The organism is Actinoplanes sp. L3-i22, from assembly GCF_019704555.1.
In the GTDB taxonomy this organism is placed as follows: Bacteria; Actinomycetota; Actinomycetes; order Mycobacteriales; family Micromonosporaceae; genus Actinoplanes.
The window spans coordinates 9,509,232-9,523,941 of sequence record NZ_AP024745.1 but is presented as its reverse complement, the minus strand read 5'-3'; the positions used below and the strand labels follow the sequence as shown (position 1 = coordinate 9,523,941).

The following is a 14,710-nucleotide window of genomic DNA, read 5'->3' as shown; positions in this document are numbered from 1 at the left end:
GGCATTTTCCTCGCAATTTCCGATTACCAGGCGACCGGCAGTTCGTGCAGGCCGAACGCGAGTGCGTCGTATTTGAAGGGAAGGTCGTTCTCGTCGACCGCGAGCCGCAATTGCGGGACCCGGCGCAAAACGGTGTCGAAAACGATCCGCAGTTCCAGCCGTGCGAGATTGGCTCCGATGCATTGATGGGGGCCGTATCCGAATGCCACGTGCTGCCGGGAGGCCCGATGAATGTCGATCAGGTCCGGGTCCGGGAAGACCTTCGGGTCCCGGTTGGCGGCGAATGTCGAGGCCATCACGCCCTCGCCGGCCCGGATGGTGACGCCGGCGATCTCCACGTCCTCCAGTGCCACTCGGCCGGCCGCAACGTCAAGAATGGAGTAGAAACGCAGCATCTCGTCGACGAAAAACGGCGTTTTCTCCGGGTCGGCCGCGATTTCGGCGCGCAGCCCGGGGTTGGTCAGCAGGGTGTAGATCCCGAGCGATATCATGCTGGCGCTCGACTCGTATCCGGCGATCAGCAGGAGCTGGGCGGTGCTGTTGAGGACATCGACGTTCACCTCGCCGGTCTCGTCGAGCTGCCGGGCGATCAACCGGCTCAGCACGTCGTCGCCGGTGGCTGCCACCTTGTCGGCGATGAGCTTCTCGAAGTAGGTCTTCAGGCGTTTGGAGATCTCGACGCGTTCCGGGCCGTCGGTCTTGCGCCAGATCATCCGGAACACCAGATCCTTGAAGAACTCGTGATCGCCGTGATCGGCGCCGATGAGCTGGGCCAGCAGGATTGTCGGCACCTGCAGGGCGAACTCCTCGACGAGATCGGCGGGCTGCGGCTTGGCCAGCACCGCGTCCAGGGAGTTGTCCACGATCTGCTGGATCTGCGGCGCCATCTCGGCCACCCGGCGTGCGGAGAACTCCGGGATCAGCGGGCGCTTGGCGGTCGAGTGCTCCGCCCCGTCCATGCTGATCATGAATTTCGGCTGTTGCCGTAGGCCTTCGGTCTGGCCCGGAGCGAGCACCGGGAAACCGTCGGCGAGGCGATCGGCGCCGAACCGGGGATCGGCCAGGACGGCCCGTACGTCGTCGTAGCGGGTCAGCAGCCAGACCGGGCGGCCGTCGCTCATGACCACCTTGCTGGCCGGCTCGTCGCGCCGCCGTCCGGCGTACGCCTCCGGCACGTCGAAGGGACATTTTCGCCGGGGCGGATAGCGCAGCATTCCCTCGGTGTCGGAATCGTAGATGCTATCCATCGTCTCCCTTTCTCGCAGGAATGGAAGCAGGCAGAATCGTCCGCCGGCCGTGATTTCGGTGGCCGCGGTAATCGGCGAAGGTTTCCGTCGCGGGCGGATTGCCTCACGGACGGGGAGACTCAATTCGCTATCGGCCAACAGTTTGCGGCGGGTTCGCCGCGGGAGTCAATACGGAAGTTGTAGGGAGCGTGTTAATTCGAGATGAACCGCGACGCGTGCAATTTGTCGCGAGGTCCTGTCTATCCCAGACCGGCTGATTGCGCTACACCGATACGAATGCGCACTACTTGGTGCGCATCATTTGTGCGCACCGGATGGCGCGTCGCGAGGTAATCCTCGAAGTTGCGCTTTGACCTGCGAAAACTGCAGCCCGCAAGAGGGCCTCAGAGGGTGTCTGCTGCGCTGCTGAGGCGCGCGAATAATTGCTGCCGTCGCTCCGGCGCTGGGATTTTCACAGCATTTTCTGGGGAAGCCTAAACGGCGTGCTGAACCGTGTGGGGGCATACGGAATGCGATGCCTGCCCGATGCCGGGCGAGTCGGAGGCGCGCCATTCGCCGACGGGAAGCCGGGTCGGTCTCCGAGGAATTCTGGTGCTGCCGATGTGGGCGTCGGGTCAGGAGCAACCGGATGCCGCCACCATCGGAACGTCACCGTAATCGAAGTCGCTCCGCAATGCAAGTCGCTACGAGGGTCAGAGGTGCTGTCCTGGCTGACCGCCGGGCGTGACAGCTGCCGCCCAGCCGTCACTGATCAGATGGAAGAGGCCACGCATGGCGGCCGCCGGATCACCGCTGCCACGCACGAGCTGAGGGGCGTCCAAAGCGAGGCGAGCGAGGCTGGTGACCGCGAGATCGTCCGGAGCGCGTCCGGTCGCTTCGGCGAGAGCGGCGGCCAGCGCCTGCTCGTGGCGCAGCCACATCCGCCGGGCGTACTCCCGCAGGGCCGGCGTGGATTCCACCAGGGCGAGATCCGGTGCGCTGATGTGCCGCCCTGTCCTGGTCAGCACTAGGTGCTCACACAGGGCGTGCAGCACCGACTCGTCGTCCGCCCGCTCGAGCACCGCGCGGATCAGCGCGTCCTCGACGTCCTGATCCTCCTCGAAGACCAGGGCCTCCTTGGCCGGGAAGTGCTTGAACAGGGTGCTCAGCGCGACGTCGGCGGCCTCGGCCACTTCCTTGACGGTGACGTTGTCGTATCCCCGCTCGGTGAACAGCCGAAGGGCGGCGTCGGCCAGGGCCTGGCGGGTGGCGGCCTTCTTGCGGTCGCGCCGGCTCACGACAGTCGTCATGACGTGAGCGTATAGGACGGGCGTGTCGGTCGTATTTGAGTCTCGTTCTTTCATTGGATCCGTTGCACTTTGGTAGTGACTATGTTCCACTGTCGAGGTGGGCAGTGACCGATGTCGGTCGCAGTCGTCAGACGGAATCCCGCGTCGAAAGAACCGCCCGGCAGGCCGGGCGGCTCATGTCGTACGCAGGAGGAAGTCTTGGCTGTTGAAACTGCCGTCCCGTCGGCGTCGCCGGGTGAGGTGAGCGATCGGCGGCTGAATGTCACGATCGTGGCGCTCGGGGTGGGTGCGATCGCCAGCATCCTCGATTCCACGATCGTCAACGTCGGTGTGGACCGGCTGTCCGGCGTCTTTCATACGAGTCTGACCGACACGCAGTGGGTGATCACGGGTTTTCTGCTGGCGATGACCGCGATCGTGCCGCTGTCCGGCTGGTTGCTCGACCGGCTCGGCGGGCGTGCCACCTGGATGACCGCGCTCACCGTCTTCCTCGTCGCGTCGGTGCTGTGCGGGCTGGCCTGGAACCTGCCCGCGCTCATCGGTTTCCGAGTTCTGCAGGGTCTGGGCGCCGGGCTGATCATCCCGGCGCTGATGACGCTGCTGACCCAGGCCGCCGGTCAACGCCGGTTGATGACCGCGATGGGCAGCTTTTCGCTGCTGGTGCAGATCGGCCCGGTGTTCGGCCCGGTCGCCGGTGGCCTACTGCTGCAGGCGGCGAGCTGGCGCTGGCTGTTCCTGGTGAACGTTCCGTTCTGCGTGGCCGGCCTGATCCTGGCCCGGATCGTGCTGCCGCCGAAATCGGCGTCGGCGACTCGCCGGTCGCTGGACGCCGTCGGGCTGATCCTGCTGGCGCCGGCCCTCACCCTGGTGATCTACGCCTTGAGCAATGTCAGCGGCGACCACGGTTTGCGGTCCACCGGCGTCTGGCTGCCGATGGCCGGCGGCCTCGGGCTACTGCTCGGATTCATCGGCTGGTCCGTGCGCGACGGCGCGAAGGCGCTGATCGACGTGCGGCTGTTCACGGACCGGGGGTTCGCGGTCACTAGCGGCCTGTCGATCCTGTCCGGGTTCACCATGTTCGGCGCGATGCTGCTACTGCCGCTCTACTTGCAGCAGGTTCGCGGCGCGTCGATCGTGGAGACCGGCCTGTTCCTGGTCCCGCAGGGGATCGGCGCGGCCGCGCTGATCATCGGCGGCAAGAGCCTGCTGCGGCGGGTGAGCGCCCGGGCCCGGATCGGCTGGGGGTTCCTCCTGATGGCCCTCGGTACCGTGCCGTTCGCTTTGCCCTCCGCCCGGACGATGACCTGGCTGCTGATCGCCGCGCTGTTCGTGCGCGGGATGGGGGCCGGGGCCGCCAACTCGGCGATCAACGCCTCGGCGGTGGCGGGACTGCCCAAGGCCGAGATCGCCCGCGGCACGACCGCCTTCAACATCGTTCAGCGGATCGGCTCGCCGTTCGGCACCACGGTCGTTGCCGTGCTGCTCGCGCGCGCGGTGGCCGGCGCCGCGCGAACGTCGGAGGGGGTGGTCCACGCGTTCGGCACGACGTTCTGGTGGACGCTCGGCTTCACCGTGTTCCCGATCCTGCTGGCGTCATTGCTTCCGGCCAGCAAGCAAGCCGGCTCGCCTGCCGGCGGCGTGTCGGCACCGCGGGCCTGACCGGACACCTACCGGTGGCCGGCAGTCTTGGGCGCCGGGTCGGCGGAGGCGGCGCGGCGGACGCGAGGTGTCCCATCCCCCGAGGGATTCCGAGAGGTCGTTCGTCGCGCCGTCCCCCTCGACCCGCCGGTCATGGCACCGGACCGGAAACGGCCTTGCACTGCCCAGCCCGGCGCCGGGGCTATCCCAGCAGATCATCCTGCTCCGTGGCCACCGCGGTGGCGTTCCCCATCGGGGCACGGTAGGCCGCGTCGAAGACCCCGATCGCCCAGAGCCCGTCGTCGGTCAGCGAGTACAGATATCGGTTCGGGCCGGTCTCACGCTTGTGCACCAACCCCGCCCGGCTGAGCCCGGCGAGTTCGCGACTGATGTAACCGTCACCCGGCGAACCCGGATACCGCGTGATCAGACCGGCCCGGATCTCCCGATAACGCGCCTCGCCATCGTTAAGGATTCGCAAGATCGGTTCATACCAGCGATGCTGAAAGATCTCTTTTATCAGGTCCCTGTGCTTTTCCTGTGAAAGCGTCACTTGCCACCACCGTCCCCGATCCTCTGTTTTGTTGTGCGGGGCGCGTTGCAGTGATTGCTCTCGTTGTTTTCCTGTGCTGCTGCCCGGCGCATGCCCGAGCCGTCCGTCGAGTTGACCGGCCTGATCCGAATTTTCGTCCTCTTCCGCACCCCGTCGTTCCTCCCCGTGCGCCGATCCAGCTGCCCGTTCTGGCCGCACGGAGCAGCGGCCGCCGGTGGACAACTGTCAGTTGGTTAATTATGAAAACTAATCAACTCCCATAGAGATGCAACCGTTAGCATAGAGTGACGGTCGTGCATGTCAACCACCTGCTCGGGATCGGATTCTAGTGTTTATCGCCACACGGCTGCGATCATGCAAATGCACGTGCATGGCGGTATGGCATCGACGGACTTGACGGAGTCGGCAGACTCAGTCGATGCTTGCGGTCGATCAGTCGATCGTCACCAACCGGCGCCAGCCCATTCGTGGCATCCAAACTGGGAGGAGTGTTTTCTTGGTAGGGGGCAATGAGCGGGGACTGCGCATATCGCGCCGCCTGAAGCACCTGTACGAGACGGTGCCGGGCTTCACCGACGATCGGGTTTCCAGGGACCTGGCGACCCGCGGCCTACCGGTCTCTCCGCAGTACATCCAGCAATTGCGGACCGGAGTGAGGAATAACCCGACTGTCAATGTTCTGTACGGTATCGCCGAGGTGTTCGGGGTGCCGTCGACGTACCTCATCGCCGACGATGACGAGGCCAAACGGGTTGAGGATCAGCTAGCCCTGCTCGCAGTCCTGAAGAAGGCCGGAGTGACCGCTCTCGCGCTGCGGGCGGCCTCCCTGGGGCCCGAAGCGCTGCACTGGCTCACCGAGCAGGTGGAGCGTGAGCGGCGCCGAGCCGGGATCGCCGACCGAGATGGTTTTTAACGACATGGATGCAACCGGGAAACGGCGACCACAGTTGTGACCGCAATCCTTGAATGGATTATCGGAGGTGATGAACTTAACGCTGAAGAAAGGGGATGCAGGCGCATGGATCCGGATGACATAAAACGCCGATGCGAAGAGATTGTATCGGCCATCGACATACCCGTCCCGCTGAGCATGACCACCCTGCGCGCCGAGGTCAGCAGGATCACCGGGAGACCGATCGAGGTACGCGTGGTGGATACGCCGGCCGGCGGACCGTGTGGGCTTTGGGTATCGATCTCGGGAAAAGATCTGGTATACGTCACAGCAGGTACCTCCGTCGACCACCAGCGCCATGTCGAATTGCACGAGCTGGGTCACATTCTCGCCGGGCACAATGCCGTTCCCCTTCATCGCGCCGATATTGGTCTGCTGGTCCCCGACCTCGACCCAGCGCTGGTGGGGCGCATGCTGGCCCGAACCAACTTCGACACCGGCGCCGAGCGTGAGGCCGAGCTTCTTGCGACCATGATCGAGTGCGCGGCGACGGAATGGGCTCTCGAGCCGAAACGCGCGGCACCCGCCGACGACGCAGAAATCCTTCAACGCATCGATCACGACCTTTCGTGGCTGTGGTAGTGCGCCGCAGCAATCATTTTTGGGAGCCGCCGGAATGAGCTTTCAGGACGTGCTCTACCCATTCTGTTCCGGACTCAATATCGCCATCGCCGCCAGCCGGATTCCGATGGTGATCAGACGTCGGCGCGACGTGAAATCCCTTGCATTCGTCGGTTCCTTCCTCGCGCTCAGCATGACTTTCGGGCTGGCGACCCCGGCGATCTGGGCACGGGTGGATGCCCTCGCCGGCGCCCCGAACGTGGCTGGTGTCCTGTCACAGTGTTTGGTCGTCGTCTACACCTTCTGCATCCAGCTCGTGCTGATCAACTGGCTCGATCCGGAGACGGCGCACCGCCGGGTACGGTGGCGGCTCGTGCTCGCCGTTGTGGCGATCGCCGCCATGGTCGCCCTGTTCCTGCAGGCCGACATCGGGCGTGAGGAGACCCGCGGCTGGATGGCGGATGTCGCAAGCATCCCGCTCATGGGGATCTATATGGTCATCTACCTGACGACCTTCCTCATCGGGCGCATCGACGTGATCCGGCTCTGCGTGTCCTACGGGCCCGCGGCCGGCCGCCTCTGGCTGCGCCGTGGCCTTTACTGGACCGCCGTAGGCTCTATGTTCGGAGTCGTCTACGTGATGGCCCGGCTGGCCGACGTCCTCGCCCCGCAGGCAGGCCTCGACCCCGCACGATGGGAGACCGCCGCTGGGCTGTCGACGGTGGCGTGCGCCCTGCTGACAATGACAGGCCTCACCATGCCATCCTGGGGACCCGTGCTGTCCCGGGTGACGGAATGGATCCACCGCTACTTCGAGTTCCGCGCCCTGCATCCGCTGTGGCGCCGACTCACCAACCAGTTCCCGGCCGTGCGTCTGACCGACATTGTCCCGGCGGGCCCGCCGCTCCTTTGCCGGCCGCGGGACCTGCGGCTGTGGCTCGGCCGGATGAAGACGGAAATCCGGGACGCCCAGATCGCCCTAGGACGGGCCCGCCACGCCACCGTTCTGGCCACGGCAGCCCGCGCCGATGCCGCGGCCGCCGGATATCACGGCGACGATCTGGAGGGCGTCGTGCAGGCGGCGCTGATCGAGTACGGCCTCGAGGAAGCCGCCCGTGGTGAATTGACCGGTCCCGGTATCGCAGAGCAGTTGCACGGCGGCGCCGACGTGATCGCCGAGGTGCGTTTCCTCATCGCCGTGTCGCACGCCCGGCGCCTTCCGATCGTCGGTGGCATCGTCGCGCGGTTCCGTGCCAAACATCCTGTCCCTACCTCCTGAGGTGACTCATGCTGACCGACGATCCACACTTCTGGGCCACCGCCGACCTCGCCTTCGACCGGTGGCGTGACGAAGCGCCGGTCCACCGTGCGCGGACCCCGGACGGGGGCACGGTCTGGGTCGTGACCCGGCACGCCGATGTCCGGGCCGCGTTCGCGGACCCTCGGCTCTCCCTGCAGCGGACCTACGCGAACGCCGGGTACAGCGGGTTCGCCCTGCCTCCGGCCCTCGACGCGAACCTGCTCAACCTGGACCCGCCGGAGCACACCCGGCTTCGGCGGCTCGTCAACCAGGCCTTCACCGCTCGGCGCGTGGAGCACCTGCGGCCGGTGGTGGCGGGCCATGTCGACCGGCTGCTCGCCGCCGTCGACCCGGGCGAGGTGACCGACCTGATCGGCGCCTTCGCCGCGCCGCTTCCGCTCGCCGTGATCGGCGAGTTCCTCGGCGCGGACCGCCTTGATCAGATGCGGTCCTGGACGGATGCCCTCCTCGCCCCCGGCCCGCACCAGCTCTGGACGCCGCGGCAGGCCGTCGCCGCGCTGGACGACTACATCCGAGAGCTGATCGCGGAGCGCCGGGCCCGTCCCGACGACACGCTCACCAGCGCGCTGATCGGCGCCCGAGACGGCGACGACCGGCTCACCGAGGACGAGCTCACCTCGCTGATCTTCCTGATCCTCTGGGCCGGCTACGAGACGACGATCGACGCCGTCGGCAACAGCATCCTGACCCTGCTCCGGCAGCCGGGCCTCCGGGACGAACTGCGCCGCGACCCGGACGCGGTCCCCGCCGCCATCGAGGAGATCCTGCGGCTGAGCGGGCCGACCCCGCTGTCCATCCGCCGCTTCGCCACGACCGACCTGGTCATCGGCGGCGAGAGGATCAGCGCTGGGGACACGGTCATGCTCCTGATCGCCGGCGCCAACCGGGATCCGGCCGCCTTCGACCAGCCGTCGCGCACCGACCTCGGCCGGAGCCCGAACGCACACGTCGCGTTCGGCCACGGCATCCACCACTGCCTGGGCGCGCCCCTGGCCCGCCTGCAGCTGACCGGCACGATCCGGGCGTTCGCCGAGCGGTACCCGGCCATGGCCCTGGCCATCCCCGACAGCGACCTCGCATGGCGGTCGTCGTTCCGTGCCCGCGGGCTCACCGCTCTGCCGGTGGTCCTGATGCCGTCGCGATCGGGCCAGTAGCCGGGACTGGGCCGCGACACAGCTGCGCCCAGACGGCCGGCACCAGACGAACCGGCTACGGGCCGGATGATCGGGATCACCGCAGCCACCAGACCAACGGCGACGTGCCTTGCGGCCCGGTGGGAGGACGACGAAGCGGCCGATGGGATCGGCCGCCCGGGCTCGGGCGACCTCGGCCGCCGGTGATTACCAAAGCCACCTGAAGCGACCCGGACTGCGAATTGATCCCGGCTCGACAACGGACTCGACGCGAGATGACATGCTTCGAGACTTTCTCGGATTCCGTTACGCCGTGTACCTCGTCCGAGCGGTCGACCGATGTGATGACCGCGGACGGCAGCCTCCGGGGGCATCGTTCTCGTCGGCTACACCGAGTCACCCGTACGGGGGTGAGCGCCAAGCGCACGAACGGGTGTCGCCGGGATCTGGCGAAGTACGGCGTCCCACAACTGCTGGTGGGTGCCGCGGACGCTGCGCCGCCAGTCCGCGGACTGTTGCGCGGTCAGGGCCGGTCCCGAGCACGCTGAGCGCCACAGCACCAGGATCGGCCGCTGCCGCAGCAGTCGTAGATACCCCACGCGCGCCATACCTCCAAGATCGGGCGGGCGTCGCGCAGGCTTGGATGCGCGGAAAGCGGCAGCATCCAAGCCCTCCGATGAGGTTAGGAATCGCGGTGCCCCCACGCGCGGAAGAGCGCGACCGCGAGCCAGTGGCCACCTTCCTCTGCCATCTCGACGGCGCTGATTTCGTTCCAGCCAGTCTTACGGAAAGGGTCGGCGCCGGCGGCTAGCACTAGCGCCGTTAGGTCCACGTGCATGCCGTGGCCTCCGTGGATCCCTGAAATTTCTACATCGAGAGCGTGCTGGAGTAGGGATATGTTCCCGAGGACGGCCTCGATGTCAGCACCGTTTGCAATTTCCTCCCGCAGGCTTTCCAGGTCGCCCATCTCTACCGCGTGGTGTGCGAGATACGCGTCGCCCATGTCTTCTCCAATATTTCAATTGCGCGATGCGGATGGCCCGCCGGACGGCTTGCCAATTCCGCCTCGATCAAGATACCCGCCGCGTCGGTCGAATATCCGCGACCCTACTGGCCGCTCTCGGCCGAGGGCTATTTGTGCGGGTTCGATCCGCCGGAGCAGAGGCGAGGCAGATTCGGATGAAACCATCTCGGCGGGCCAGATTATGCGCTACAGCCAGTTGGGAATGTAATGAATATTTACATGCGGGAACAGTTTATGGAACTGGTCGATGACTCCGCCGCAGGAAACGCAGATCGGCAGCTCGCTATATACGATCAGATCACCGTGGAGGTCTTGACCCTTGTACTGGTTGGCCAGGAAGTTGAAAATCTTGTATTCGGAATCCTTATCGCGATTGTTCTTGCCAGGCAAGGGGGTCCAATTAAGAATCTTGGGGTTCTCGGGCATGCCTACGTTAGGAATGAATCCCTCGCGGTCGAATTTGCCGCTGTCGGCAAGTAGGATGCTGTGCTCCTCGCCTTCGAACCTGGTTTCGACCCCAGCCAGGTTTTTATTTTTTGAGACGACTTCCATGCGCTGTTTCAGAAGCTTCAAAAGGAACTCGTCGCACCGCCCGAGAGTCTCGCCGCAGTCTTTTCCGATCGAGGACATCAGGTGGTTGATGTTTAGGGGGAACTGGTCAAATTTGACCTTTTGTATGGTTACAGCTTCTTCGAAGCCGGCCTCGATCCAGCCCTTCTGGAGGCCGGCCTCCACGAATTCCTGTTCAATCAGCTTCTGTTCGAGCGCGTTTACGCCGCCGGCCCCGACAGTCGCGCCGATTACCTCGCTGAGCCCGTATGCCCCCAGGATGTCGTAGAGGCCGGCGCCGAACAGCAGGTCGGGCGCGGCCAGCAGGCCCAGTGCCGTACATATCTCTGCGCAGAAGAGCCCTCCCGCGAACATCAAATCGAGTTCGGCGAACGGCTTCATCGTCGAGAGTTCCATATCAGCGAAGTTCAGGGCTTCGAACGTGCTGAAGTTGGGACTGAAGGCGTGCGCGACGCACGAGTTGAAGAGCGCGCTTCCTTGTGGATGGACACGCCCGCAGAACGATGAGTTCGCTAGACCCTGTTCGAACATTTCCTGGCTGACGCCGCTCTCCAGAGCAATGCAGTCAGGGTTCGGGGGGAGCGGCCAGTTCTCATTTGTGCAAACCGCGAAAGCAATGGCTCGATCGTTCTTGATTCGAGCCTTTTCTCTATTCACGACCTCGTTGTAGGCATCCGTATAGGCCTGCTTGGCCTCATCTGCGCTCTTCTTGGCATCGACAGCAGAATCATGGGCTGCCTGGGCTGCCTCGACTGCCTTTTTGGCGGATTCCTTTGCGTTTTTGAGGGAGGTCTGTGCCCAGACCGCCGATCGGGACGCTGCCGCGGACGATTTACGGGCCGCAGTAGCAGCATCAGACGCTGTTTTGGCGGATACCTGGGCTTGAGAAGCCGATTTCTCGGCGTCGTTCGCGGAGGCAATGGCGTTATTGGCGTAGGTAGCTGCCTGCTTGGCGGACTGCGCAGCCGCGTTGGCCCATGTGGTGGCGGCGTTGCCGTCCTTGCGGGCCAGCGCGGCGGCGCGCTGCGCCTCCTGGGAACCTCGGACCGCATCGAAGGCTATTGATTTCGCCTGATTGACCAGAGTGAGCACCTCCGCGTTGTGGGACGCGGTCTCGTAGTCCTTCTGGCGTGCTGCGTATTGGCTGGTCGCCAGGAAGCTGCGGAGAATGGTCGGAGGTGAGTCCAGGGCGATCTGGGCCTGAGCCTTCAGTTCTGGTCCGCTGGTCGCGTCAGCGAGGATGTTGTTCGCTCGAACTCGGTCATCGGCGGCTGCTGACACGAACTGCCCGCTGGTGACGAATGCATGAATGGTGTCGTGGGATTCCGAGTCAAGCGCGGCTTGAGCCTTCTGCGCCGTAACGACGTTCCCGTCATTCTTGGCGGCTGCCAGGATGTTCAGGACGGCAGTGCGGTCTTCAGCGGTCAGGCCTGGGTATGTGGGATTTTTGAGGAACACGGTGACGTCGGCGTCGGAGCCGTCCAGCGCGGAGTTCGCGGCTTTTGCCAGCGCCTCGCTGCCGGAGTCGGCCATCGCCTGCAGAGTGGCTCGGTCGTCCTGGGCTGCGGCGAGGGTGATGCCGCGGTTGACGAAGTCGAGTGCCTGCTCGTCGTCGGCGCTGAGAGCCTGGATCGCGGTGGTTCGTGTCCACGCGGAGTCGGATTGCGCGAGGTTAAGCGCGACTTTGCGGGCGTCGGTCACGGCGGTCGCTGAGGGCGTCTGCGGGTCCTTGACCGCGGCGATCAGCGCGTTCGTTTCCGCTGTGCGCTTGTCAGCCTCGGTGGCGCTCCAGTCGATCTGGTGCTGTGCTTGGTCGTACGCGGCGCTTTGATCCTGGGCGTTCTCTTCGCCTTCGGCCATCAGGATCGCGAGTCGCTCTTCGTCGGCCAGGCGTGCGGCGTCGTAGACATCTTGGGCGGATTCGGCCGCCGTGACTGCTTCGTTCGCGGCATCGGTCGCGGCGTTGGCGGCGGTGGTGGCCCGGGTCGCTGCCGTGTTCGCATCGGCCGCGTGGTCCGCCGCTTCATCAGCCGCGGTCGCTGCGGCGAGGGCATGGGTGATGGCGCTTGCCGCGGCCTGCTTCGACCGGTAGGCAGCCTGCGCGGCCTTGTTCGCGTAGGCGGCGGCGTCGTTGGCGGCCTGCGTGGCGCGTTCTGCTTGCGCCTTGGCGCGCCTGGCGGCGTTGATCGCCTCCGCCGTAGCCTTGCCGGTGGCCTTCAGCTTTTCCAATGCAGCCAGTGCGTTGGCAGCCGCAGTCACCGAGTCCGCCGCCGCTTGGACAGACGCCAGAGCTGCTTCACCGGCCGAGACGGCAGCGTCACCGGCCTGCCCTGCGGCATCTGCGATTTTTTGGGTAGCCTTGGCCATGTCGCGCGCTTTTGTAGCCGCGTCCCGGGCGGTGCCGGCCTTGGTGGCGTCAGTTGCGGCGTCGCCGGCTGCCTTCTGCGCGTCGGTTGCCTTTCGGGCGGTGGCGGCTGCGGCCGCAGCCGCACGGGTGGCCGCTGATGCTGCCGTGTGTGCAGCACGTTCTGCAGCGGCTGCTGCATTCACCGCGATCTTGGCGGATGCGGCGGCGCTCTTCGCCGCCTGGGCGGCCTGCTGTGCGGCCCGCGCGGCCCTCTGGGCATCTGCGCCCGCCTGGTCAGCCTCACTGGCCGCGGTCTGAGCGGCCTTCTTGGCGGACGCGGAGGCGGTCTTGGCCTTGGCCGCTTGGTCCTTCGCCTCCTGAGTAGCGGCGGCGGCGCGTTTGCCGGCATCGGCCGTCGCATTGACCAGGTCGGTCAGCGACGAGGTCTCCTCATCGCGAGCTGTGGCAACAGCCCAGCCCGATTCGATGAACTCAGTCAGTACGTTGACGTTTTCGGAGTCCAAGGCCCGCTGCGCGGCCGCGCGGACCTCCTTCCCGCCCGTCTGCATGATCTTAAGGACTTGGATCCGCTGGTCGGCGTAAAACGCATGCTGCCAGCCGGTGTCGAGGAATGCCCCGAGCGCATCGACGTCTTCTAGGTCCAGTGCCTTTTGGACCGCAGCGTGAAGCAGCGGGCCACTCGTCGCAAGCATCTGGTTCGCGCGGACCCGCGTGTCCTTGTCCTGCGCGCCGGCGAATCCTGTTTGCAGGAATGTGGTCAGTGCCTTCGCGTCGGTGGAGTCGAGTGCTGTCTGCGCAGCTGACTGGACGGCAGGGCCCCCGGAACCCAGGATGTCCAGCACCGCTGCGCGCTGGTCGGCAGCTGTGCCTTCTGCCCAGCCGGTGTCGAGGAATTCAGCGAGATCAGCGTCGCTGCCCACGAGGGCGGCGGCGGCTGCCGCGCGCACGGAGTCGCCACCTGATTGCCAGGCAATTGCTGCTTGGAGCCGGGGGCTGGGAGAAGTGGATTCTTCTGCCTGGGCCGTCTGAGGAACGACGAACTGACTGGCGACGACACCCATAACCACGGCTGGGATTAGCCGGTAGCGCAGGGATTTGGGTTTTCTTGCCGTCACGTAGATGGAGGTATCAAATTTGGACTTCCCCTTGCCGCGCGAGGCGCGGGGATCTATGAATTGCCACAAGAGTGACACTGTTAACCTTTTCCTCGGGTCACTGTTACGCTATCTGAGGGAATGAAGTAATCGAAACAACTTGCAGCATCCGGACGTAGACTAAAAAGCGATTGGCTGCAAGTCGATCTAGCCGATTGGGTCGCTTTGATCGAAATTTCGATCATGCCGCTGCCGGACCGGGTCTCGTTACATCTGCCATTCCGTGACGGCGATGCGCAGCGGGAACGGATGGATCGCTTGCGTCGTGACGTGCCCCGGCAAGCGACCCACCCGTGCTCGTAGTTCGATGAGCTTCGCGGCGAACGCGACCTTTGCTATCCGTTGACCTGCAGCTGCAGCAGCACGGTCGCCGGGTCGCCGGCGACGCCGACGCCAACCGGGGTGCTGCCGTCGGGGTCGACATCGACGGACAGCTTGTCACCGTCATCGGTCTCGAGCTTGGCGACGACGTCATGGCCGGTGCCGGCCTTGAGCCCGTCGCCCCGGATCTCGAAAACGCCGGGAACTTCGAGGTTCAGCAACCCAGTGGTGGCGTAGACCTTGAAGCAGACAAGGCCTTTGCCGCTGGTCCCGATGTTTTCCTCGGTCGTCCAGACCTTGAGGAGGCCGATGTCACCGTCGGCTGGGGTCGTGCAGTCGACCAGTAGAATGTTTCCGTCGCCAGAGATGAGCTTGATGTTCTTCTGGGCCAGGATCGTCGCCGCACCGGGGTAGGTGAAGTCCTCCACCGCCGACGGCGGGACATCGGCATCCGCGGCCGCAGTAACAGGCGTCGTCGCTGCCTTGGCGGCGATGGCCGTCGCGCCGAGGACCGCCAGAACAGCCGCCGCCATCATGCCGGCGAGCATGTTCGATCGCCGAGATCTAATCATTTCCCTG

12 protein-coding genes are annotated in these 14,710 nt (G+C 65.4%); 5 read left to right on the top strand and 7 right to left on the bottom strand.

Going from position 1 to position 14,710, the window contains the following annotated elements:
- Positions 1-23: 23 nt before the first annotated feature.
- Positions 24-1,385 (bottom strand): cytochrome P450, encoded by a 1,362-nt coding sequence (locus tag L3i22_RS42295; RefSeq protein ID WP_221323058.1) that lies wholly within the window; start codon positions 1,383-1,385, stop codon positions 24-26.
- A 554-nt stretch (positions 1,386-1,939) separates the two neighbouring features.
- Positions 1,940-2,536 carry a TetR/AcrR family transcriptional regulator gene (locus tag L3i22_RS42290; protein ID WP_221323057.1) on the bottom strand — a complete coding sequence of 199 codons (597 nt, stop codon included), beginning with the start codon at positions 2,534-2,536 and terminating at the stop codon, positions 1,940-1,942.
- A gap of 198 nt (positions 2,537-2,734) precedes the next feature.
- On the opposite strand from L3i22_RS42290, the gene L3i22_RS42285 reads away from it, so the two are divergent.
- The gene (locus tag L3i22_RS42285; RefSeq protein WP_221323056.1) at positions 2,735-4,195 is read left to right on the top strand and encodes a DHA2 family efflux MFS transporter permease subunit; all 1,461 of its coding nucleotides are present in this window, start codon (positions 2,735-2,737) and stop codon (positions 4,193-4,195) included.
- A 181-nt stretch (positions 4,196-4,376) separates the two neighbouring features.
- Here L3i22_RS42285 and L3i22_RS42280 read toward each other — a convergent pair whose 3' ends face one another.
- Positions 4,377-4,727, bottom strand: coding sequence for a winged helix-turn-helix transcriptional regulator (locus L3i22_RS42280; protein WP_221323055.1), 351 nt, complete (start codon positions 4,725-4,727; stop codon positions 4,377-4,379).
- Positions 4,728-5,145: 418 nt separating this feature from the next.
- Between L3i22_RS42280 and L3i22_RS42275 the strand changes: the two genes are divergently transcribed.
- The 4 genes from L3i22_RS42275 to L3i22_RS42260 all read left to right on the top strand — a co-directional run bounded on the left by L3i22_RS42275 (position 5,146) and on the right by L3i22_RS42260 (position 8,715).
- Positions 5,146-5,640, top strand: a complete 495-nt coding sequence (locus tag L3i22_RS42275) for a helix-turn-helix domain-containing protein (protein WP_221323054.1) — start codon at positions 5,146-5,148, stop codon at positions 5,638-5,640.
- A gap of 105 nt (positions 5,641-5,745) precedes the next feature.
- Positions 5,746-6,261, top strand: coding sequence for a hypothetical protein (locus tag L3i22_RS42270; RefSeq protein ID WP_221323053.1), 516 nt, complete (start codon positions 5,746-5,748; stop codon positions 6,259-6,261).
- Between the two features lie 34 nt (positions 6,262-6,295).
- Complete coding sequence (locus L3i22_RS42265; RefSeq protein WP_221323052.1) at positions 6,296-7,519, top strand: MAB_1171c family putative transporter; 1,224 nt, start codon at positions 6,296-6,298, stop codon at positions 7,517-7,519.
- 8 nt (positions 7,520-7,527) lie between these two features.
- Positions 7,528-8,715, top strand: coding sequence for a cytochrome P450 (locus tag L3i22_RS42260; protein ID WP_221323051.1), 1,188 nt, complete (start codon positions 7,528-7,530; stop codon positions 8,713-8,715).
- A gap of 365 nt (positions 8,716-9,080) precedes the next feature.
- Here L3i22_RS42260 and L3i22_RS42255 read toward each other — a convergent pair whose 3' ends face one another.
- The 4 genes from L3i22_RS42255 to L3i22_RS42240 all read right to left on the bottom strand — a co-directional run bounded on the left by L3i22_RS42255 (position 9,081) and on the right by L3i22_RS42240 (position 14,679).
- Entirely contained in the window at positions 9,081-9,302 is a 222-nt protein-coding gene (locus L3i22_RS42255) for a hypothetical protein (RefSeq protein WP_221323050.1), read from the bottom strand.
- A gap of 74 nt (positions 9,303-9,376) precedes the next feature.
- Entirely contained in the window at positions 9,377-9,697 is a 321-nt protein-coding gene (locus L3i22_RS42250; protein WP_221323049.1) for an ankyrin repeat domain-containing protein, read from the bottom strand.
- 207 nt (positions 9,698-9,904) lie between these two features.
- Positions 9,905-13,840: a deaminase domain-containing protein gene (locus tag L3i22_RS42245; RefSeq protein WP_221323048.1), complete on the bottom strand. Its 3,936-nt coding sequence runs from the start codon at positions 13,838-13,840 to the stop codon at positions 9,905-9,907.
- A gap of 305 nt (positions 13,841-14,145) precedes the next feature.
- Positions 14,146-14,679 (bottom strand): hypothetical protein, encoded by a 534-nt coding sequence (locus tag L3i22_RS42240; RefSeq protein WP_255657576.1) that lies wholly within the window; start codon positions 14,677-14,679, stop codon positions 14,146-14,148.
- Positions 14,680-14,710: the final 31 nt, after the last annotated feature.

What these genes read in the sequence shown, in the direction of transcription:
- L3i22_RS42260 (WP_221323051.1), top strand. Translation starts at nt 7,528, where the DNA reads ATGCTGACCGACGATCCACACTTCTGGGCCACCGCCGACCTCGCCTTC.
- L3i22_RS42250 (WP_221323049.1), bottom strand. Translation starts at nt 9,697, where the DNA reads ATGGGCGACGCGTATCTCGCACACCACGCGGTAGAGATGGGCGACCTG.
- L3i22_RS42240 (WP_255657576.1), bottom strand. Translation starts at nt 14,679, where the DNA reads ATGCTCGCCGGCATGATGGCGGCGGCTGTTCTGGCGGTCCTCGGCGCG.
- L3i22_RS42270 (WP_221323053.1), top strand. Translation starts at nt 5,746, where the DNA reads ATGGATCCGGATGACATAAAACGCCGATGCGAAGAGATTGTATCGGCC.
- L3i22_RS42290 (WP_221323057.1), bottom strand. Translation starts at nt 2,536, where the DNA reads ATGACGACTGTCGTGAGCCGGCGCGACCGCAAGAAGGCCGCCACCCGC.
- L3i22_RS42275 (WP_221323054.1), top strand. Translation starts at nt 5,146, where the DNA reads ATGCTTGCGGTCGATCAGTCGATCGTCACCAACCGGCGCCAGCCCATT.
- L3i22_RS42255 (WP_221323050.1), bottom strand. Translation starts at nt 9,302, where the DNA reads ATGGCGCGCGTGGGGTATCTACGACTGCTGCGGCAGCGGCCGATCCTG.
- L3i22_RS42265 (WP_221323052.1), top strand. Translation starts at nt 6,296, where the DNA reads ATGAGCTTTCAGGACGTGCTCTACCCATTCTGTTCCGGACTCAATATC.